This window comes from Sphingobium sp. IP1 (genome assembly GCF_002708645.1).
Classification (GTDB): domain Bacteria; phylum Pseudomonadota; class Alphaproteobacteria; order Sphingomonadales; family Sphingomonadaceae; genus Sphingobium; species Sphingobium yanoikuyae.
Map to the genome: position 1 here is coordinate 68,990 of NZ_NOIW01000005.1, position 21,343 is coordinate 90,332.

18 protein-coding genes and 1 pseudogene are annotated in these 21,343 nt (G+C 65.6%); 10 read left to right on the top strand and 9 right to left on the bottom strand.

Annotated features, from left to right (window positions below; translation table 11 throughout):
• Positions 1-14: 14 nt before the first annotated feature.
• From ribD to CG471_RS31100, 3 genes are read right to left on the bottom strand one after another with little or no spacing between them, the layout of a single operon-like run.
• Positions 15-968 (bottom strand): bifunctional diaminohydroxyphosphoribosylaminopyrimidine deaminase/5-amino-6-(5-phosphoribosylamino)uracil reductase RibD, encoded by a 954-nt coding sequence (gene ribD / locus CG471_RS02840; protein ID WP_099230523.1) that lies wholly within the window; start codon positions 966-968, stop codon positions 15-17.
• Between the two features lie 35 nt (positions 969-1,003).
• Positions 1,004-1,504 carry a hypothetical protein gene (locus CG471_RS02845; protein ID WP_048938113.1) on the bottom strand — a complete coding sequence of 167 codons (501 nt, stop codon included), beginning with the start codon at positions 1,502-1,504 and terminating at the stop codon, positions 1,004-1,006.
• A gap of 51 nt (positions 1,505-1,555) precedes the next feature.
• Positions 1,556-1,954 carry an energy transducer TonB gene (locus CG471_RS31100; protein WP_257211403.1) on the bottom strand — a complete coding sequence of 133 codons (399 nt, stop codon included), beginning with the start codon at positions 1,952-1,954 and terminating at the stop codon, positions 1,556-1,558.
• 479 nt (positions 1,955-2,433) lie between these two features.
• On the opposite strand from CG471_RS31100, the gene CG471_RS02855 reads away from it, so the two are divergent.
• Positions 2,434-3,042 carry a hypothetical protein gene (locus tag CG471_RS02855; protein WP_099230485.1) on the top strand — a complete coding sequence of 203 codons (609 nt, stop codon included), beginning with the start codon at positions 2,434-2,436 and terminating at the stop codon, positions 3,040-3,042.
• Between the two features lie 90 nt (positions 3,043-3,132).
• On the opposite strand, the gene CG471_RS02860 is transcribed toward CG471_RS02855, so the two are convergent.
• The 3 genes from CG471_RS02860 to CG471_RS02870 form a co-directional block, all read right to left on the bottom strand.
• On the bottom strand, positions 3,133-4,398 hold the full coding sequence (locus CG471_RS02860) for a DUF445 domain-containing protein (protein WP_099230487.1): 1,266 nt from the start codon (positions 4,396-4,398) through the stop codon (positions 3,133-3,135).
• An 81-nt stretch (positions 4,399-4,479) separates the two neighbouring features.
• Positions 4,480-7,644 carry an efflux RND transporter permease subunit gene (locus CG471_RS02865; protein ID WP_099230489.1) on the bottom strand — a complete coding sequence of 1,055 codons (3,165 nt, stop codon included), beginning with the start codon at positions 7,642-7,644 and terminating at the stop codon, positions 4,480-4,482.
• A gap of 92 nt (positions 7,645-7,736) precedes the next feature.
• Positions 7,737-8,909, bottom strand: a complete 1,173-nt coding sequence (locus tag CG471_RS02870; RefSeq protein ID WP_099230491.1) for an efflux RND transporter periplasmic adaptor subunit — start codon at positions 8,907-8,909, stop codon at positions 7,737-7,739.
• A 232-nt stretch (positions 8,910-9,141) separates the two neighbouring features.
• Here CG471_RS02870 and CG471_RS02875 point away from each other — a divergent pair, with 232 nt between their 5' ends.
• Positions 9,142-9,390 (top strand): GlsB/YeaQ/YmgE family stress response membrane protein, encoded by a 249-nt coding sequence (locus CG471_RS02875; RefSeq protein WP_099230493.1) that lies wholly within the window; start codon positions 9,142-9,144, stop codon positions 9,388-9,390.
• 60 nt (positions 9,391-9,450) lie between these two features.
• Here CG471_RS02875 and CG471_RS02880 read toward each other — a convergent pair whose 3' ends face one another.
• The 3 genes from CG471_RS02880 to CG471_RS31105 form a co-directional block, all read right to left on the bottom strand.
• The gene (locus CG471_RS02880) at positions 9,451-9,708 is read right to left on the bottom strand and encodes a GlsB/YeaQ/YmgE family stress response membrane protein (protein WP_004208845.1); all 258 of its coding nucleotides are present in this window, start codon (positions 9,706-9,708) and stop codon (positions 9,451-9,453) included.
• A gap of 195 nt (positions 9,709-9,903) precedes the next feature.
• Positions 9,904-10,203 (bottom strand): DUF1153 domain-containing protein, encoded by a 300-nt coding sequence (locus CG471_RS02885; protein ID WP_004208844.1) that lies wholly within the window; start codon positions 10,201-10,203, stop codon positions 9,904-9,906.
• A gap of 107 nt (positions 10,204-10,310) precedes the next feature.
• The gene (locus CG471_RS31105; RefSeq protein ID WP_257211404.1) at positions 10,311-10,439 is read right to left on the bottom strand and encodes a hypothetical protein; all 129 of its coding nucleotides are present in this window, start codon (positions 10,437-10,439) and stop codon (positions 10,311-10,313) included.
• A gap of 294 nt (positions 10,440-10,733) precedes the next feature.
• Between CG471_RS31105 and mnmA the strand changes: the two genes are divergently transcribed.
• From mnmA to CG471_RS02930, 8 genes and pseudogenes are all read left to right on the top strand, one after another.
• The gene (mnmA, locus tag CG471_RS02895) at positions 10,734-11,840 is read left to right on the top strand and encodes a tRNA 2-thiouridine(34) synthase MnmA (protein ID WP_099230495.1); all 1,107 of its coding nucleotides are present in this window, start codon (positions 10,734-10,736) and stop codon (positions 11,838-11,840) included.
• Between the two features lie 102 nt (positions 11,841-11,942).
• Positions 11,943-13,406 (top strand): CYTH and CHAD domain-containing protein, encoded by a 1,464-nt coding sequence (locus tag CG471_RS02900; protein WP_099230497.1) that lies wholly within the window; start codon positions 11,943-11,945, stop codon positions 13,404-13,406.
• A 65-nt stretch (positions 13,407-13,471) separates the two neighbouring features.
• Positions 13,472-14,134, top strand: coding sequence for an ATP phosphoribosyltransferase (gene hisG, locus CG471_RS02905; RefSeq protein WP_004208839.1), 663 nt, complete (start codon positions 13,472-13,474; stop codon positions 14,132-14,134).
• Positions 14,124-15,410 carry a histidinol dehydrogenase gene (hisD, locus tag CG471_RS02910; RefSeq protein WP_099230499.1) on the top strand — a complete coding sequence of 429 codons (1,287 nt, stop codon included), beginning with the start codon at positions 14,124-14,126 and terminating at the stop codon, positions 15,408-15,410. Before hisG ends, hisD begins: the two co-directional genes overlap by 11 nt.
• An 84-nt stretch (positions 15,411-15,494) precedes the next feature.
• Positions 15,495-15,941 (top strand): transcription antitermination factor NusB, encoded by a 447-nt coding sequence (gene nusB, locus CG471_RS02915; protein WP_099230501.1) that lies wholly within the window; start codon positions 15,495-15,497, stop codon positions 15,939-15,941.
• A gap of 155 nt (positions 15,942-16,096) precedes the next feature.
• Positions 16,097-17,014 (top strand): thiamine-phosphate kinase, encoded by a 918-nt coding sequence (gene thiL / locus CG471_RS02920; RefSeq protein WP_099230503.1) that lies wholly within the window; start codon positions 16,097-16,099, stop codon positions 17,012-17,014.
• Positions 17,015-17,241: 227 nt separating this feature from the next.
• The gene (locus tag CG471_RS02925) at positions 17,242-19,365 is read left to right on the top strand and encodes a sodium-translocating pyrophosphatase (protein ID WP_099230505.1); all 2,124 of its coding nucleotides are present in this window, start codon (positions 17,242-17,244) and stop codon (positions 19,363-19,365) included.
• Positions 19,366-19,419: 54 nt separating this feature from the next.
• Positions 19,420-21,326: pseudogene (locus CG471_RS02930) on the top strand (alpha/beta hydrolase family protein).
• Positions 21,327-21,343 lie beyond the last annotated feature (17 nt).

A 21,343-nucleotide genomic window follows, 5' to 3' on the forward strand; every position in this document is an offset into this window, starting at 1 on the left:
AAATTTGCGCTGATCTAGGCGCTGCGCGTCCGCGCGTAAACCTCCAGCCGGTCCGGGCCGAACTGACGCTGGTCGGTCTGGCGCCAGCGCCCATGGGCATCAGCCAGGTCGGTCAGGCCGATGTCGCCGATCCCGGCCCGGCCCGACCCGATCAGGATCGGCGCGCGATAGAGCAGCAGCCGGTCGACCAGATCGGCGCGCAGGAAGGCGGCGGCGGTCTCGGCCCCGCCCTCGATCATCAGATGATCGACCCGGTCGAGCGTCGCGATATCCTCCGGATCGGCAATCGCGCTCCAGCCTTCGGGCGCGGCGCTCCGGCTCAGCAGCAGCCGGCGGGGCGATCGCTCCTTCAGCCCCGGCAGGCGCACGTCCAGACTGGGCGCATCGGCGCGCAGCGTGCCGCCGCCGACCAATATGGCGTCATGCCGTGCCCGCTCCAGATGGGCATGGGCACGGGCATCCGGCCCGGTGATCCAGCGACTCGACCCGTCAGCCAGCGCGATCCGCCCGTCGAGCGAGAGGCCCAGCTTCAGCGTCACTGCCGGGCGCCCCAGAGTCTGGCGCAGCACGAAGCCGCGCATCGCCTCGGCCGCTTCGCCCGCCATCAGCCCCATCTCGACCATCACGCCACGCTCGCGCAGCCAGGCCGCGCCCTGGCCATCGGTGCGCGGATCGGGATCACGCAGAGCAATCACGACTCGGGCGACCCCGGCGCGCGCCATCAGGTCGGCGCAGCGCGGCCCGCGCGGGCTCAGGTGAAAACAGGGCTCGAGCGTGACATAGGCGGTGGCCCCCTCGGCCCGGTCCATCGCCTCGTCCAGCGCTTGCGCCTCGGCATGGGGGCGGCCGCCCTTCTGGGTCCAGCCGCGGCCGACGACATGGCCACCGCGCACGATCAGGCAGCCGACATTGGGATTGGGCGTGGACAGGCCCCGGCCACGTTCCGACAGGGCAATCGCCGCCGCCATATAGCGACGGTCAGCGGCGACGTCGGTGATCATGGTCAGGGTTTGGCGGTCGCCGCGTCGACCTTCTGTTCGGCCTCCGCCTTGGCCAGCCGCTGGTCCAGCAAGCCATTGATCTGGCGGACGGCTTCCTTGCGCCGCGCGGTGTTGCGGGCCTCTTCGTCGCGCCATTCGATGCCGAAGGCGTCAGCATAGCCCTGCATCTTCTTCTGCTGCTTGACGAGGGCCGCCTCGCGCTTGGCGAAGTCGATCTTCTGCTGCAGGATCACCGCCGCGTCGGACCGGTTCGCATCCCAGCTCTGGACATAAATGATCTTGTTGCGGGTCGGCATCGTGTTGGTGTTCGCGTCGACGATGAAGGCCCAGACGATCACATAGGTGAAGGCCGCGGACACGCCGAGCAGCGGCCATTTATGCTGGCGCTGCTGCCGGAAATAGCTCCAGAAATCACCAAAGGCGCTCTTGGGAGAAACGGGACGGGGAAATATCGCCATGCCGCGCTTATAGGGCAGGGCGGGCGCGGATGCAAAATGATCCATCGAACATCCCTCCATGAAGGAACGGGCGGGGCTTGCCCGCCCGTCCTTTGCTCAGCGATCGGTCAGGGTGAAGCGCACGGTCAGCGTCTTGACGCTGCTCACCGCGACGCCGTCGCGCGTTGCCGGCCGGAAGCGCCATTTGCGCAGCGCATGCTTCTGGGTCGCGAGCCAGAAACTCTCGTCGGTCGCCGAAATCTTGACGATGTCGCTGACGCGGCCTTCCGGACTGATGGTGACGCGCACGGTGACGTTGCCTTCCAGCCCCTGGCGGATCATCGCGCCGGGATAATCGGGCTGGAAAGACCCCAGCGCATTGGGCGCTATGCTGGCTTCGACAGGCACCGGAATATGTGGCGGGGGCAGGGGGGGATCGATGACCGTCCCGGTTCCAGAGCCGTCAAAGGGCGAGGATGGGCCGGTTTCGATCGTCGGGCCAGCCGGAACGGGCATCGGTACGATCGGATCGGTGGTGGTCGGCTTTTGCGGCAGCGGATTGGTCTGGACCGTCTGGGGGGGCGGGTCCGGCGGCGGCGGGTTGGGGGGGGGGGGGCGGCGGCACCGGAAGGCGGGGGGTGGGGGGGGTGGGGGGGCCCCGGTCGATGCCCTTTTGGGGCACCAGCAGGAGGGCGCCGACCCCCAGGGCATGGCCCGCAATTGCCCCGCCGATCCCGATCGGTGATTTGCGCCGCGCGGCATAGCCCGACCGGGTCGCATCCTGTGTCGGTTGCATCGTCATATACATGGACTGCACCCTCCTCTCGCGGCGCCGTCTCTCCGGCGGCCATGAAATGATACAACATCAAAACATGATATGTTGCAACATCAATTTTCAGGGATGCGGTGCGCCTGAAATATTCGCGTTGCCTCGGGACATATCGGGGCAATGCGGCAATGCGAGACATTGGGGCAACGCAAATCCAGGAACCCCGATGCGCCTTCCCACGATGCTGCTATTGTCGACCCTGTTGCTGCCGGTGCCGCTGTTCGCCCAGCAGCCAGCCGACCTGTCTGCGCGGACGGAAGGTCCGCATGACAGCGGGGCACGACCCGAGGGCCCCTGGGCTGCCGATGCCGACGGTGATGGCCGGATCACGCGGGACGAGATGCAGGCCTGGCTTGACCGCCGTTTCTCGGCGATGGATTCGGACGGCGATGGCGCGATTTCGGCCGAAGCCATGCAGCAGATTCTGGGGCATCAGCGCACCCCGCGGCAGGAAGGGCAGGGCGAACGTCGGCATGGCCGTGGTGGTCCTGGCGGCGGCCCCGGTGGCGCTGGCGGCCCTCCGCCCGGCGGTCCGCCACCCGGCCCGCGACCGGGCGGCCAGAGTGGCGACACCGCTCCACCCCCACCTCCGGGCCGCGCCATGCCCTATCCCGAGGATGGCAATGAGGATGGCGTGATCGATCGCGCCGAATTTTCCGCGCCGTCGCTCGCCATGTTCCATGATCTCGACCGCAATGGCGACGGCGTGCTGAGCGCCGACGAACTGCCGCCATCGCCGCCGCCGCCCGGCAGAGAGGGCGGTCTCGAAGACTGATGTTCAGCTAGGAACCGGGGGCCTTCTCCTCTGTGCGACCGGTTCCGGTCGGGGCGCGTCGTTTTTGGCCCGATGCGCCCCGACCATTTCTCAGAAGAATGTGTCGATCGCGTGGATCGCCAGGCCAACCAGCCCGCCGACCAGCGTGCCGTTGATGCGGATATATTGCAGGTCGCGGCCGACCGCATTCTCCAGCCGGCTGGTGACCGTGCCGGCATCCCATCCGCGCACCGTCTCGCTCACCAGCTTGACGATCGAATCGCCATAGGTCGCCGTGGCCCCGACCGCGCCGCGCCGCACGAAGCGATTGATCACCAGTTTCAGCCGGGCATCCTCTTGCAACGTGCCGCCCAGTTGCTGCAACGCCTCGCCCAGTCGCCCGGCCATCGCCTTGCCGGGATCGCGTACCGCACGCAGCAGGCCGGTGCGGGCCTGTTCCCACATCCCCTCGATCCAGCGCTGCATCGCCGGATTGTCGAGTATCTCGTCTCGAATCTTCGCGGCCTTCGCCTGCATCTCGATGTCGAACTGCAGGTCGAAGGCGAGCTTGGCCATGCCTTCCTCGGCCTTGAGGCGCAGGCTGTGGCCGGGATCGGCGGCCATGTCCGCCAGCAACTTGCGCAGACCGTTGACGATGGCATTGGCCAGATTTTCGTCCAGCCCAGTCCAGCGCAGCACCGTGCCCGCGCGCTCATGCACCATCTGTCGGATCAGATGGTCGTTCGCCTCCAGCGCCCTGTCGGCCCACTGGATGATGCCATCCATCACCGGCGCATGGCGGCCGTCGCGCATCGCCGCCTCAATTGCTTGCCCCACCAGCGGGCCGACATTGATCGCGCGCAGCCGCTGGCCGATCGCGCCCTTCACCATCCCGCCCAACCGCTCCTGATCCAGCGCCTCCAGCATGTCGGCGAGCAACCGGGATGCGCCGACGCGCAGTCGCCCGTCGCCGGCGGACGGGCTGGCGAGGAAGCGGCCGGCCGCACCGGCCACGTCCATGCCGCGCATCCGCCGCGCGACGACGGCCGGGGTCAGGAAATTGTCGCGCAGGAATATTGCCAGCGTATCGCCGATCCGGTCCTTGTTGCGCGGAATGATCGCCGTATGCGGGATCGGCAGGCCGAGCGGATGGCGGAACAGGGCGGTGACCGCGAACCAGTCGGCCAGGCCGCCGACCATCGCCGCCTCGGCAAAGGCCTGGACGAAGCCGATCGCGGGATGGAGATGGACGGTGGCGCGCGCCGCGATGAAGATCGCCGCCATCGCCAGCAACATCCCCGTCGCCACCAGCCGCATGCGCCGCGCGGGATAGGCGGCGGCGTCGAGGGGCGAGCGGGGCATGCGCAGCAGCTTCATGGCGGTGAAACGGTTACGCGCCCGTTTCGTTCAGGCAAGCCCCATATTTTGCCATGGGGCTGCCCGCGCGAACCCGATTCCTTATTCCGCCGGCTGGGCATGGCTGCCCGAATGGCCGTCATGCGACTTGTGGGTCAGGAAGCGGCGGCTCAGCCGCGGCCCGGCCCATTGCTCGACACCCAGCGCCAGGCTGAACACGGCCGGCACGATCACCAGCGTCAACACCGTCGATAGCAGCAGGCCGCCGATCACCGTGATGCCCATCGGCGCGCGCCAGGCAGCGTCACCCGACAGCGACAGGGCGGTCGGTACCATGCCCGCGACCATCGCGACCGTGGTCATCACGATCGGCTGCGCGCGCTTGTGCCCGGCATCGAGGATCGCCTTCTGCTTGGGCACGCCCTTCTCCATCTCCTCCAGCGCGAAGTCGATCACCAGGATCGAGTTCTTGGCGACGATGCCCAGCAGCATCAGCAGGCCGATGAACACCGGCAGCGACATGGGCTGGCCGGCAATGTGCAGCGCGATCGCCCCGCCCAGCGGCGCCAGCAGCAGCGACCCCAGGTTCACGAAGGGCGGCATGATCCGCTTGTAGAGCAGCACCAGCACCGCCAGCACCAGCATGATGCCGGAGAAGACGGCGATCACGAAGTTGGTCAGCATTTCCGCCTGGAACTTGCTGTCGCCTGCCTCGATCTTCTGCACGCCCTGGATGCGGCCTTCCTTGATGGCCTTCATCGTCGGCAGTTCGTTGATCTTCTGGTTGGCCTGGCTGGTGACGATGCCGGGCGCCAGATCCGCGCCGACGACGACGCGGCGGATCTGGTTATAGCGGCGAATCTGCGTTGGACCTGCGCCAAAGCTGATGTCGGCGACCACCTTGAGCGGGACCGAACCACCCGACACGGTCGGCACCGGCATATTCTCGATCGTGGCGATATCCTTGCGGCTATCCTCGGCCAGCGCGACACGGATCGGGATCTGACGATCGGACAGCGAGAATTTGGCGACATTCTGGTCGATGTCGCCGATCGTCGCGATGCGGATCGACTGGCTGAGTGCAGCGGTCGTCACGCCCATGCTGGCGGCTAGGTCCAGGCGCGGCTTGATGATGATTTCGGGCCGCTGCATGTCGCCCTGCACGCGCGGCGCACGCAGTTCGCGGATGCCGGCCATTTCATGCACCAGCTGATTGGCGGTCTTTTCCAGCAGCTCCGGATCGTCCGAACCATACATCATGATGATGTCGCGGCCGAAGCCACCACCCGACTGGGACTGGAAATTGACCCGTGCGTCGGCGATCGTCTGGAACTTGGGTGCGATCTTGCGTTCCCAATCCACCGACGACATCGGCCGGGTCTTCTTGAGCGTCAGGAAGATGTCGGCGCTGGTCGGCTCGATATCGGCAAATGCCGCCTCGACCACATCCGTGTCGGCGGCCAGCATGTCGGCGACCTTGCGGGTGATGGCGGTGGTCTGCTCCAGCGTGCTGCCCGGCACGGTCTCAATCTTCACCTGGCTGAAATCGGTGTTGATCGTCGGCTGGAAGGTCATGGGCAAAGTGCCGAAGGCGAACAGGGTCGCCACGAAGGCCAGCATGCCGATGCCCAGCGTCCACACGCGATGGTCGACGAAGAAGGCGACGAAGCGATTGCGGAATCCGCCGCGCGCCCGCCGCGCCTTCGCCTTGCGCTGGTCCAGCGACCAGTGGAGCACGCTCATATAGCGGTCCATCAGCCAGCCTTCGCCATGGCTCGCCTCGCCATGGGCCTTCAGGAAATAGGCTGCGATCATCGGCGTGATGAGGCGCGCCACGGCCAGGCTCATCAGCACCGACACGACGACGGTCATGCCGAACTGGATGAAGAACTGACCCGAAATGCCCGGCATCAGCGCGACCGGCAGGAACACCGCGACGATCGCCATGGTGGTCGCCAGCACGGCCAGGCCGATTTCGTCGGCTGCGTCGATCGACGCCTGATAGGCCGATTTGCCCATGCGCATGTGGCGCACAATATTCTCGATCTCCACGATCGCGTCATCGACCAGCACGCCCGCCACCAGGCTCAATGCCAGCAGCGAAATGCCGTTCAGCGTAAAGCCCAGCATGTCCATGAACCAGAAGGACGGGATCGCCGACAGCGGGATGGCGAGGGCGGAGATCATCGTCGCGCGCCAGTCGCGCAGGAACAGGAAGACGATGACGACCGCCAGCACCGCGCCCTCGATCATCGCCGACATGGCACTGTGATACTGGCCGCGTGTATATTCGACGCTTGAATAGAGCTGCTTGAACTGGACCTTGGGATTTTCCTTCTTCAGCTTGTCCAGCACCTTCATGGCATCGTCATAGACGGTGACGTCGGACGATCCCTTGGCCTTTTCCAGGCTGAAGCTGGTCACCTGCCGGCCGTTCATCAGCGCCAGGCTGCGCTGTTCGGCATACATGTCGCGAACATCGGCAATATCGGCCAGCTTGACCGTGCGACCGCCGGAAATGGCGATCTGGGTCTGGCCCAGATCATGGGCGTTGCGCGCATTGCCCAGCACGCGGATCGACTGTTCGGCACCGGCAATTTCGGTGCGACCGCCGGCCGCGTTGATATTGACCTGGCTCAACTGTGCATTCACCTGCGCGGCGGTGACGCCATAGGCCTGCAGGCGGGCGGGATCGAGGATGACGCGGATTTCGCGGCTGACGCCGCCGCCGCGCCGGACCGCTGCCATGCCGCTGACCGACAGCAATCGCTTGGCGACCGTATTGTCGACATACCAGGACAGTTCCTCCAGCGTCATGTCGGTCGCTTCGGCGCTGAAATAGGCGATCGGTCCGCCATCCACGTCGATGCGCTGGACCTGAGGTTCCAGGATGCCGTCGGGCAGGTCGCTGCGAATCTGGTCGACGGCATTCTTGACGTCATTGACCGCACGATCGACCGGCGTGCCGATCTTGAACTGGACATTGGTCAGCGACTGGCCTTCGGACGCGAAGGAGGTGATGTCCTCGACCCCGCTGATGCCGCGCACGGCGGCCTCGACCCGCTGGGTCACCTGGGTTTCCAGTTCGGTCGGCGCGGCGCCCGGCTGGGACACGGTGACGCTGACCATGGGGAAGCTGATGTCGGGATTCTGGTTGATGTCCATCCGCAGGAAGCTGACGACACCGGCCAGCATCAGCGCGGCGAACAGGACCAGCGGCGGCACCGGATTGCGGATCGCCCATGCGGAGATATTGCGAAAACTCATGACGGGCTTCCCTCACCGGACGCCACCGCGCCCGCTTCCAATATTGTCAGTCCTGCCGGTCCGGGCACGATGACCCGGCCGGGACCATTGCGTCATCGCGCCTTGAGCGCTTCCGGCTTCACCTTCTGCCCCACGGTCAGGAAGGCGCCGGCCGACGTCACGATGCGTTCGGCGCCGGTGATGCCGCTGGTGATGGCGACGCCATTGTCGGACACCTGGCCCACCTTCACGTCGCGCCGTTCGACCTGGTTCTTGCCGTTGACGATATAGACATAGCTGCCCTTGGCATCGCTCTGCACCGCCGATTCCGGTAGCAGCGGGGCATTGCCCGAGCCGCTGGTGATCGTCGCCGACGCGAAGCCGCCGGGGCGGATAGCGTCATTATAGGCGACCGCGATGCGGGCGATGCCCTGACGGGTCTGCGGATCGACGACTGGCGATACCTGCCAGACGCGACCGCTGAAATGCTGGTTGCTGCCGACCGGGGTCACGGTCGCACTATTGCCCGCGCGCAGCGTCGCCAGATCGGCTTCGGCCACCTGCGCCTGCATTTCCATCTCGCCATCCTTGGCCATGCGGAACAATGTGCCGCCACCGGCCTGGACGATCTGGCCAGGCTCGACCGTGCGGGTCAGCACCAGGCCGGATGCCGGCGCGCGGATGTCCAGGCGGCCGGTACGAGCGCGCTGTTCGGCCAGTTGCGCTTCGGCCACGCGGACCTGGGCGACGGCCTGATCGCGGGTGGCGGTGCGCTGGTCGATGTCGGCGGCGCTGATGAAGCCGCGGCCGACCAGCGCCTTGGCGCGTTCCAACTGGGCCTGGGCCAGCTTGGCATTGGCGCGCTGAACCTCGACCTGGGCGGCCAGCGAATTGACCTGCTCGCTCTGGACCGACCGTTCGACGGTGGCCAGCACCTGGCCGGCACGGACCCAGTCGCCCGGCTGCACCAGCACGCGCGTCACCATGCCGCCTTCGCCGACCACGCCGACCGGCATGTCGACACGGGCGGCCAGCGATCCGGTGCTGCTCACGGTGCGGGCGACCATCGTCTGGCCGGGGGTCAGCACGGTCACGACCGGCGCCTGCGGTGCCGCGTCGGGCGCGGCGGCATCCTTGCCACGCATCGACAGCGCGGCCGCTGCCGCCACCAGCGCAACCGCAACAACGCCACCGATGATCAGCAGACGCCGGCGACGGCGAGTCCGGTCTTCGTCATCGACCAGGATCGCGGACGATTCGCCCGTCAGCGTAGTTTCGTAATTCATGCCGTTTCCATCTCTCCGGCGGGTTCCGCCCAAACTCGGAACTGTGTTATATGAATATATCACCGCCCTCAAGCCCCAATATCACGCTTGGACGGGGCTTCGCAAAGCCAATTGTGCCCTTGCGAAGGGCTTGGCGGGCTCTTGCGCCTCGTGCGTCTCTTGCCAAAGGGACCGGACTATGTCGCTATGCCGCGCCTTGGGGCGGGTTGGACAGTGCAAGAGGATACGCGCCATGGAATTGCTGGGATGGATCATCACGGGCCTGCTCGCGGGGGCATTGGCGCGTCTGGTCATGCCGGGGCGCGATCCGGGGGGGTGTGTCGTGACCATCCTGCTGGGCATGGCAGGCGCCTTGCTGGCGGCCTTCGTCGGTCAGATCATGGGCTTTTATGCACCGGGTCAGCGTGCCAGCTTCATCGCCGCCGTGCTGGGCGCGATTGCGGTGCTGGCGCTCTATCGCTGGTTCAGCGTCCGGCGCTGACGCAAAAAGGCCGCGTCCTTCCTGGGAAGGGCACGGCCTTTGATATTGCATGTCCGGTCGTTAGCGAACCGATCCGCGCCGTACCAGGTTGACGATCGCCAGCAGGATGACAGCACCCAGCAGCGAAACGAGGAAGCTGTAGAGCGTCAGTCCGGCATTGTTGATCGAGCCGCCACTGAAGATCAGGCCGCCGATGAAGGCGCCGACGATGCCGACGACGATGTTCAGCAAGATGCCCTGCTGCGCGTCCGTGCGCATGATCATGCTGGCGAGCCAGCCAATGATGCCGCCGACGATAAGCCACAAGATGATGCCCATGTTACTCTCCTTGACCACACCCCCAACGGGTTTGCTGGCTATTCAACCCGGAACATGGCTTCGCGTTCCCGCACAAAATGATTCCGCCTTGGAAACCATCCCCGACCCGCAACGCGAAAGGGGCCGCCGGACGGTCTGTCCGGCGGCCCCCGCATCATTTTCTACGGTGTCCGCCCGTCGGCGGCACCCGATCCTTCAATATTTCTGCTGCCGCTCGTAGAGCGACTTATAATATTGGATGCGCGTGACGCGCAGGCCATGCATGCCCGAACGGTCCACCGCCCGCTGCCAGCTGGCAAATTCTTCCAGCGTCAGGCTGTAGCGGGCGCAGGCCTCGTCCACCGTCAGCAGACCTCCATTGACGGCAGCGACGACCTCCGCCTTGCGACGCACGACCCAACGGGTGGTGTTCACGGGCGGCAGATTTTCCAGCGTCAGGGGTTCGCCGAGCGGTCCTACGACCTGTGCAGGCCTGATTTTCTGGTTCTCTATCATCTTTACCCTCAATTAGCGGCATTGGCGTTGCCGAATTCAGCAGCGAAACCTCGTTGTCACATCAGCCCTGAAGATCGGCTAAAGCCCCAAGGTAAACACAGGCTTCATCATCCTTGCCCCACCCCTAAATGGCTCGCGATCAGCGGGTTAAAGCTTCCTGCGAGACGAACGGCTTCGATCTTGCCGTCGGAACGTGGCGCGAAAAGCTCGGCCAGTTCCTGAATCCAGTCCTCCATCCCATCCTGCCCCCGCAGGACGCCCGCGACCGCCAGGGCCGTGGGACTGGCCGCCTGCGCCGCAGCCGAAGCTGCCCGCAGGAAAGGCCAGGCCGGGACGCGTGCCCGGCCTGTCGGCCTTGTCAGAGCGGGTTTCAGCCCGCCTGTCCGGAGAAAACTCAGATCCATGACCAAGCTTCTACCGGGCTAATCGATAAGGTCCGGTAAATGCCGGACACATTTTCGTCATCGAAACGATACGCTTGTGGGGGAAGATGCTGGAACGCAGCGCCGCCTGCGACTATATGGGCGGCCATGCAGCCCGAATTTCAGCTCCCAGAGCCGCTCTCGCAGCGGCGCATTGTCGTTGCCATGTCCGGAGGCGTGGACAGCAGCGTCGTCGCTGCGCTGGCCGCCAAGACCGGAGCGGAAGTGATCGGCGTGACGCTCCAGCTCTATGATCATGGCGCCGCCGTCGGCCGCACCGGCAGCTGCTGCGCGGGGCAGGATATCCGCGATGCGCGCGCCGTCGCCGACCGCATTGGTATTGCGCATTATGTCTTTGATTATGAAAGCCAGTTTCGCGATTCGGTGATCGCAGACTTCGCCGATGAATATATGGCCGGGCGCACCCCCATTCCGTGCGTCAAATGCAATATGGGGGTGAAGTTCACCGACCTGTTCCAGATCGCGCGCGACCTGGGTGCCGACTGCCTGGCGACCGGCCATTATGTCCGCCGGGTCGAAGGGCCGCAGGGCGCCGAACTGCACCGCGCCGCCGATCCGGCGCGCGACCAGAGCTATTTCCTGTTCGCCACGACTCAGGCGCAGCTCGACTATCTGCGTTTCCCGCTGGGCGGCCTGCCCAAGCCACAGGTGCGCGAGATCGCCGCCGAACTCGGCCTGTCTGTGGCATTGAAGCCCGACAGCCAGGACATCTGCTTCGTGCCCGATGGTGACTATGCCAAGATCGTGCGCAAGCTGCGCCCGGATGCGGACGAGGGCGGCGACATCGTCCATGTCGATGGCCGGGTGCTGGGCCGGCACAAGGGGCTGATCCATTATACGGTCGGTCAGCGCAAGGGGCTGGAAATTGGTGGCCAGGCCGAGCCGCTCTATGTCGTGCGGCTCGATGCCGAAGGACGGCGGGTGATCGTCGGGCCGAAGGTCGCGCTGGCCGTGTCGGGCGCGCGCCTCAGCGATATCAACTGGCTCGGTCGCGATTTTACCGGGCCTCTGACCGCCAAGGTCCGCTCCATGGCCAAGCCGGTTTCGGCACGCCTCGAAGGCGATCGGCTGTTCTTCGACGCGCCCGAATATGGTGTCGCGCCGGGGCAGGCGGCGGTTCTCTATGCCGGCGATCAGGTGCTGGGCGGCGGCTGGATCGCTGCGACTGAAGCGGCGCTGGCGGAGGTGGCTTGAGCCGGCTGCACGGCCAATTGTGACAATTATATTTCCTTTCGTGCCCGATTCGATCTAGCGTCCCGGCCCCGGGGGGCACCGCTCGCAACAAGGGGCGCACGGATGGACAACCGCGAAGTCGAGCTGAAGCTGGAATTTGACCCGGCCGATCGCGCCCTGCTGGCCGATGCACCGCTGTTCGCGGGGCAGAAGGGGCAGGCGGCCCACCTGGTCGCGACCTATTTCGACACCCCCGCGCTCGATCTGCACCGTGCCGGTTTTTCCCTGCGCGTCCGGCGCAAGGGGCGTGCCCATGTCCAGACGATCAAGGCCGATGGCGGCAGGGCGGCTGGCCTCTTTGCTCGCTCGGAATGGGAAAAGCCGGTCGAGGGCAATGTCCCGCTGTTCGATGCGATTCCCGATCCGCTCGATCAGGCTGTCGGCGCCGCGACCGTTGCGACCGCCGACAAGATTTTCGTCACCGATATCGAACGCACCGTGCATCGGCTCGATCGGGACGGCCAGGGGGTCGAATGCGCGATCGACATTGGCCGGGTTCGGGTCGGTCGTCGTGCCACCCCGCTGGCAGAGGTGGAACTGGAATTATTGTCGGGTGAACCGGCTCTGCTTTTTTCGATGGCCCGCCAGCTCAACGACCTGGTGCCGTTGCGCCTGGGCATGCGCTCCAAGTCGGATCGCGGCTATGCCCTGCTCGCGAAGGAACGGCGCAAGCCGGTTAAGGCCGAACCCATTGCGATCGCGCCCGACGCAACCGTCGAGCAGGCCTTTCGTGCCATCGCCCAGGGCTGCATCCGCCAATTCCGCCTGAACGAGGATCTGCTGTTCACCACCGGCGCGCCCGGCGCGCTGCATCAGGCGCGGGTAGGGCTGCGCCGACTGCGCTCAGCGCTGTCGATCTTTGCGCCGGTGCTGGCGGGCGATCCGGCACTCGCGCCGCTCAAGGATGGCCTGCGCGCACTGGCTGCCACGCTTGGCCGGGTCCGCAATATCGACGTGCTGCTACCCAGCCTGCCTGACGATGCCGCTGCGCGCCTCGCGCTTGTCCGGGCGGAAGCGCTGGCCGACGCCGAACTCCGCCTGCAGGCACGCGAGACCCGAATCCTGATGCTGGACCTCGCCGAATGGCTAGCGCTGGGCGACTGGTGTAGCCAGCCGGCCGATGCCGCGTTGCTGCATGCGCCTGCCAGGCCCTTTGCTGCAGAAATCCTGTCGGATCGACGCAAGCGGCTGAAGCGCAAGGGGAAGAATCTTGCCAGGCGCAGCGACGAGCGGCGCCACCAGACCCGCATCGCCGCCAAGAAGCTGCGCTACGCCAGCGAATTCTTTGCGCCGCTTTTCCTCAAGAACAAGCAGCAGCGGCGCCATGCGGCCTTTTCCGCCATGCTGGAAAAGCTGCAGGATGATCTGGGCGCGCTCAACGATTTGGCGACCGCGCCCGCCACCCTCGCGGCGGCCGGTATCGGCTTCGATTTGCCCGCGCCGGATGACAAGGCGCAGCGCCGTCTGCTGCGCCGCGCCGAAAAGGCCTATGCCTCTCTGCTCGACACAAGACGCTTCTGGGGCTGAGCTTCCGTCCTTCCTGCCCCGAAAATCTTGTGCTTTGGCGCGTCGATGGCTAAGGCCCGCCGGTCATGACTCGCCCGATCACCTTCGCCATCCCCAAGGGCCGCATCCTCGAAGAGGCGCTGCCCCTGCTCGCCAAAGCCGGTATCGAACCGGAGGCGGAATTTCATGACAAGAAGAGCCGGGCGCTGCGCTTCGCCACCAACCGGCCCGATGTGTCGATCATCCGCGTGCGCGCCTTCGACGTGGCGACCTTCGTCGCCCATGGCGCAGCCCAGATCGGCATCGTCGGTTCCGACGTGGTCGATGAGTTCGACTATTCCGAACTTTACGCCCCGGTGGACCTCAATATCGGCCATTGTCGCCTGTCGGTCGCCGAACCGGCGGATGCCGGGGACGAGGATCAGGCGGCGATGAGCCATGTCCGCGTCGCCACCAAATATCCCCATCTCACCCGCAAATATTATGAGGCGCGCGGGCTTCAGGCCGAATGCGTGAAATTGAATGGCGCGATGGAACTGGCGCCCTCGCTCGGCCTGTCGCGTCGCATCGTCGATCTTGTGTCCTCGGGCGCCACGCTCAAGGCCAATGGCCTGGTTGAAACCGCGATCATCATGCCGGTCTCGGCGCGGCTGATCGTCAATCGCGCCGCCTACAAGATGCGTTCGGCCGATCTCACCACGCTGGTGGAGGCGTTCCGCAAGGCCGTGGAGGTGCGCGATGCCGCTTAGGCTCGACAGCAAGACCGCCGGTTTCGCGGCCGATTTCACTGCCCTGGTCGATGCCCGGCGCGAAGCGGATGAGGATGTGTCCCGCGACGTCGGCGCCATCCTGAAGGCCGTGCGCGCCCATGGCGACACGGCGCTGGCCGATTATACCAGCCGCTTCGACCATCATGATCTGGACGTCAGCGGCTGGGCGGTCGAACCGGCCGACTGCCGCGCCGCGCTCGATGGCCTGTCTACCGAACTGCGCGACGCGCTCGAACTCGCGGCCGCGCGCATCACCGCCTATCATGAAAAGCAACGGCCGGTGGACAGCGACGGTATCGACGCCGCCGGTGCGCGCCTCGGCGCGCGCTGGACCGCGGTGGATGCTGCCGGCCTCTATGTGCCGGGTGGGCGCGCCGCCTATCCCAGCTCGCTGCTGATGAACGTCATCCCGGCCAAGGTCGCGGGCGTGCAGCGCATCGCCATGGTCACGCCAACGCCGAAAGGGGAAATCAACCCGCTGGTGCTGGCCGCTGCCCAGATCGCGGGGATCGAGGAAATCTGGCGCGTCGGCGGGGCGCAGGCCGTCGCCGCGCTGGCCTATGGCACCGATCGCATCAAGCCGGTCGACGTCATCACCGGCCCCGGCAATGCCTGGGTCGCCGAAGCCAAGCGCCAGCTTTATGGCGTGGTCGGCATTGACATGGTCGCCGGCCCGTCCGAAATCGTCGTCGTCGCGGATGGCCAGAACGATGCCGACTGGATCGCCGCCGATCTCCTGAGCCAGTCGGAACATGACCCGACCAGCCAGTCGATCCTCTTCACTGACGATGCCGTCTTCGCCGATGCCGTCGAACAAGCCGTCATGCGCCGCCTGCCGCTGCTTTCGACGCAGGCCGTCGCCACCACCAGCTGGGCCGCCAATGGCGCGATCATCCTGGTCCGCGACCTGGATGAAGCGATGCCGCTGGTCGATCGACTCGCGCCCGAGCATCTTGAACTCGCTGTCGACGATCCCGACCGCTATTTCGCGCAGGTCCGCCACGCCGGCTCGGTCTTCCTTGGCCGTATGACGCCCGAGGCGGTGGGCGATTATGTCGCTGGCCCCAACCATGTGCTGCCGACCGGCCGCCGGGCGCGCTTCTCCTCGGGCCTTTCGGTGCTCGATTTCATGAAGCGCACCAGTTTTCTTGGCCTTACCCCTGACGCGATCCAGGCGATCGGCCCCGCGGCCGTCGCCCTTGCGGAGGCGGAAGGGCTGCCCGCTCACGCCGCATCGGTCGCGCTGCGGCTCTGATTTCTTCCCGTTCGGTTCGAGCCTGTCGAGAACCGGTTATGCGGGCTTCTCGACAGGCATGATATTCACGGATTAGAAAGCCGCATGAACGACCGCTCCAAATCCCGCTCCGCCGCGCGCCTCGCCGCGGTCCAGGCGCTCTACCAGCTCGAAATGGAGGGCACGCCGCTCCATCTGCTGCTGCACGAATTCCACGAACATCGCCTGGGCGCGACGATCGAGGACGTGACCTATGCCGAGGCAGAACAGAATTTCTTCGATGACGTCGTGTCGGGCGTCGATCGCCGCCGCGCCGAGATTGACGGGCTGATCACTGCCCGCCTGTCGAGCGGCTGGACCCTCGACCGTCTCGACAAGCCGATGCGCCAGATCCTGCGCGCGGGCACCTATGAACTGCTCGCCCGCCAGGATGTCGCGACCGGCACCGTCATCAGCGAATATGTCGACGTCGCCCACGCCTTCTACGACAAGCGCGAAGCCGGCTTCGTCAACGGCCTGCTCGACGGCGTGTCGAAGGACGTGCGGAAATAAGGTTGCACGGACGCGTTCTGTAATGGACGTCATCCCGGACTTGATCCGGGATCCATTCAGCGCTTCCTCGCCAACATAGCGCGCAATGGATGCCTGCGTCCGCGGGGATGACGGATGATTTCTGTAGAAGCGGGTGCTGGGATAGAGATTACATCATGTCCGCCGAATCCCGCTTCCTGACCCTGCTGCGCCTGCTCGCCCATGATCCTGCCGCGCAGGGCTTGCAGGACGATGTCGCGGTGCTGCCGGTCGGCGACACGCGTCTCATCCTCACCAGCGATACGATGGTGGAGGGCGTCCATTATCTCCCTACCGATCCGCCGGCCGATATCGGCTGGAAACTGGCGGCGGTGAATCTGTCCGACCTTGCCGCCAAGGGCGCGAAACCGGTGGGCTGCCTGCTCAACTACAGCCTGTCGGGCGACGACGGCTGGGACGCGGCCTTCCTCGAAGGTCTGGGCGAGGCGCTGGAACGCCACGCCATGCCGCTGCTCGGTGGCGACACGGTCAGCATGCCGGCCGGCGCACCGCGCAGCTACAGCCTGACTGCGATTGGTGAGGCGACCAGCACGTCGGTCCCCAGCCGCGCCGGCGCGCAGGCGGGCGATCGCCTCTATGTCACCGGGCCGGTCGGCGATGCCGGCATCGGTCTCGACCTTGCCCGCGCCGATCCCGCCGCATCAGGCCCGCTGGTCGCCGCCTATCGCCGACCGCGCCCGCGGCTGGCTGAGGGCACCTTGCTCGCCCGCCTCGTAACCGCGATGATGGACCTGTCCGACGGTCTGTTGATCGATGCGGCGCGCATGGGCGCGGCCAGCAACCTCGCCGTCACCATCGACCATATCCCGCTATCCCCGGCGCTCGAAAGCGTGCGCGGCGCCAGCACCGCGATCCAGCTCGCCGCGGCGCGCGCCGGCGACGATTATGAACTGCTCTTCGCGCTGCCGCCCGGTGTGTCGCCGCCGGTGCGCGCAATCCCGATCGGCCGTTTCGCAGAAGGGGCGGGCCTGACCCTGCTGATCGACGGCGCGGTCATGCCGCTGCCCGACCGGCTTGGCTGGGAACATGGCTGATCTCGATCATTGCGCTACCGGCTTGACGCGCGCTGCCTGACCTGTAGCTTCCTATCACCCTATTCTCAGCCGGTTGGAGCGCCCGATGCGCATCGTCCTCTTGCTGATTGACGCGGTGCCCGATGCCGGCGTTCCCCCGTCCGGCCGCCCGCTGTTGCGCCCTTCGCCCGCCCGTCATTCCCTGCGGAGCGATCGATGACAGCAACAATAGCGGGAGAGGAACAAGCATGCAGATAGTCCATATTGCCATAGGGTGCGGCCTGCTGGCCGTGCTCTACGGGCTTTTCACCAGTCGCCAGGTGCTTGCCGCACCGGCGGGCAACGATACGATGCAGGCGATCGCGGGGGCGATCCAGGAGGGGGCGAAGGCCTATCTTGGCCGTCAATATACCACCATCGCGGTAGTCGGCATCGTCGTCGCCGTCCTTGTCTTCCTTTTCTTGGGGATAACTTCTGCCGTCGGCTTCCTGATCGGCGCGATCCTGTCGGGCGCGGCCGGCTTCATCGGCATGAACATTTCGGTCCGCGCCAATGTGCGTACGGCGGAAGCCTCGCGCGGCACGCTGCAGAGCGGCCTTACCGTCGCCTTCCGCGCCGGCGCGATCACCGGCATGCTGGTGGCGGGCCTTGCCCTGCTCGCGATCAGTGTTTTCTTCTGGTATCTGACCGGCCCGGCCGGCCATGCCCCCGATGACCGTCTGGTGATCGACAGCCTGGTCGCGCTGGCCTTCGGTGCCAGCCTCATTTCGATTTTCGCCCGGCTGGGCGGCGGCATCTTCACCAAGGCGGCCGATGTCGGTGCCGATCTGGTCGGCAAGGTGGAGGCCGGCATCCCGGAGGATGACCCGCGCAACCCGGCCGTGATCGCGGACAATGTCGGCGACAATGTCGGCGACTGCGCCGGCATGGCGGCCGACCTGTTCGAAACCTATGTCGTTACCGTCGGCGCCACCATGGTGCTGACCGCATTGCTGGTAACCGGCGTCGACAACACCTTCCTGATGCGCTTGATGGCCTTGCCGCTGATTGTCGGCGGGGTGTGCATCATCACCTCGATCATCGGCACCTATATGGTCCGCCTCGGCGCCAGCCAGTCGATCATGGGCGCGCTTTACAAGGGCTTCTGGACCACCGCGATCCTGTCGATCCCGGCGCTCTGGTTCGTCACCCATTATACGCTGGGTGATCTCAATACCCCGTTCGGCACCGATCTGGATGGCGTCGGCGGCTATACCGGCATGGCGCTCTTCTGGTCGATGATGGTGGGGCTTGCCGTCACCGGCCTGCTGGTCGTCATCACTGAATATTACACCGGCACCAATTACCGCCCGGTCCGCTCGATCGCCAAGGCATCGGAAACCGGCCATGGCACCAATGTCATTCAGGGCCTCGCCATCAGCCTGGAATCGACCGCGCTGCCGACGATCGTGATCGTGATCGGCATCATCGTCGCCTATCAGCTGGCGGGCCTGATCGGCATCGCCTTTGCCGCCACCGCCATGCTGGCGCTGGCCGGCATGGTCGTCGCATTGGACGCCTATGGGCCGGTCACCGACAATGCCGGCGGCATCGCCGAAATGGCCCATCTCGACGACAGCGTTCGGGTGAAGACCGATGCGCTCGACGCGGTCGGCAACACCACCAAGGCGGTGACCAAGGGCTATGCCATCGGCTCGGCCGGCCTGGCGGCGCTGGTGCTGTTCGGTGCCTATACGGAGGATCTCAAATTCTACAATTCCGCGCTCGGCCTTACCGAGCCGGTCGATTTCAGCCTGTCCAACCCCTATGTCATCGTCGGCCTGCTGCTGGGCGCGCTGCTGCCCTATTTGTTCGGTGCGATGGGGATGACGGCGGTCGGCCGGGCGGCCGGCGACGTGGTCAAGGATGTGCGTGACCAGTTCGCCACCAATAAGGGCATCATGGAAGGGACGTCGCGCCCCAATTATGCCCGCACCGTCGACCTCGTCACCCGCGCCGCGATCAAGGAGATGATCATCCCCTCGCTGCTGCCGGTGCTGGCGCCCATTGCGGTCTATTTCATCATCGCGGCGGTCGCGGGCGTGCCCAACGGCTTTGCCGCGCTGGGCGCGTTGCTGCTGGGCGTCATCGTCTCGGGCTTGTTCGTCGCCCTGTCGATGACGTCGGGTGGTGGCGCCTGGGACAATGCGAAGAAATATATCGAGGACGGCCATCATGGCGGCAAGGGCAGCGAGGCGCACAAGGCCGCGGTGACCGGCGACACGGTGGGGGATCCCTACAAGGACACCGCCGGCCCGGCGGTCAATCCGATGATCAAGATCACCAATATCGTGGCGCTCTTGTTGCTCGCGGCGCTTGCGCACGGCACTTAACCCGGTTTTAAATCGCCGGACTGACGATGACCCCGCCCGGCAACGGGCGGGGTCATGTTTGACTGGGGGGTATGTTTGAAACTGTTTCTGTCCGCCGCAGCCTGCGCGCTCGCGGCTTTCGCACCTGCTGTCTCTGCGCAAGCCTATGCGACCAAGGCCGACGCTGCCAAGGTGCCGGCGACCGCCGCCAAGACCTGGCCGGTCGAGGCCTTTGCCGAACTGCCGGCAATGGATTCACCCGAACTCTCGCCCGATGGCGCGCGCGTCGCCGCGCGGATCGCGATCAAGGGCGTGCAGCAATTGGTGATCGCCGAAGTGAAGGGCGGCAATGTTCGCACCATGGGTTTGGGCGAAAATGACCTCAACTGGTGGCGCTGGGTCAATAATGACTGGCTGATCGTCGGCATCGGCGCGGAAACCAATGTGCAGGGCGATACCTGGTCGATCAGCCGCGTCGCCAGCATCAAGGCGGACGGCACCAAGGCCAGCATCCTTGCCAAGGCTGTCGCCGCGCAAAATGGCGACGATGTCATCTGGGTTGCGCGAGATGGCAGTCCGCGCATCCTGCTCTCTTACCAGACTTCCATTTATTATGATGATCTTGGTTTCTGGCCGCAGGTCAGCGAGGTGGACGTCAGCACCGGCAAGATGCGCACCGTCGTGCCCTCGCGCCAATATGTGCGCAGCTGGTATGCCGATGCGACTGGCGCGGTGCGCATGGGGGTCGGCTATAATGACACGGCCCGTTCCTCGAAACTGCTCTACCGCCCCGATGGTCGCGGCAGTTTTCGCGTGGTCGACAAGGCCAATCGGCGTCGCCATGAATCGCTGATCGTGCCGATGCTGTTCACGGCCGATCCGGGCAAGGCGATCGCCAGTGACGATCGCGACGGCACCGATGCCTTCTATGAACTGGACCTCGGCACGCTGGAACTGGGCAAGAAGCTCTATGAAGCACCTGGCTTCGACCTTGGCGGGCTGGAAGTCGACGCTGCCGGCACCGACATGGCCGTGGGTGATCGCCGCGCGCGCATCATCTCGACCAGCCAGGACTTGAAGAAACTGATCGTCCATGTCGGCGCGGCCAGTCAGCCGGGCGCCTATTATTATTACGACACCGACTATGGCGCCATGTCGCTGCTGTCGAAGGTCAGCGAGACGCTGGGCGTCCGGCCTCAACTCTCGCCGGTCAAGACGATCCGCTACAAGGCGCGTGACGGTCTGGAAATCGCGGCGGTGCTGACCCTGCCTTATGGCAAGGAGGCGAAGGATCTCCCGCTCATCCTCATGCCCCATGGCGGGCCCTTCGCGCGCGATGCGGAGACCTGGGATTGGTGGGTGCAGTTCCTGGCCAATCGCGGCTATGCGGTGATCCAGCCCAATTATCGTGGTTCGTCGGGCTATGGCACGGAATTCGCGGCCAAGGGCGAGGGGCAATGGGGCCTTGCCATGCAGGATGACCTAAATGATGCGGTCGATTGGGCGGTGAAGCAGGGCATTGCCGACGCCAAGCGGGTCTGCGTCGTCGGCGCCTCCTATGGCGGCTATGCCGCGATGCGCGCGGCCCAGCGCGACGGCGGCAAATATCGCTGCGCCGTCTCCTATGCCGGCGTGTCGGATCTGGGCGCGATGATGCGCTATGACCGCGCTTCCTGAATTCCGGTGCCAGTGGCGACTGGCTGAAGGAGCAGGCGCCGGATTTCGCTGTCGTATCGCCGATCAACTATGCCGCCGGCTTCTCGACGCCGATCCTGCTGATGCATGGCAAGAAGGATCGGCGCGTGCCGGTCGGCCAGTCCCGCGAGATGGCGGAAAAGCTCAAGGCTGCCGGCAAGGTGGATGGCCGCGACTATATCTATGTCGAACAGCCGCTGGCCGACCATTTCTTCTCGCGCCAGGCCGACCGGCTGGAATTCCTCCAGCAGCTCGAAGCCTTTCTGAAAGCGCATAACCCCGCCTGAGCGAGGCGCGGCGCGAC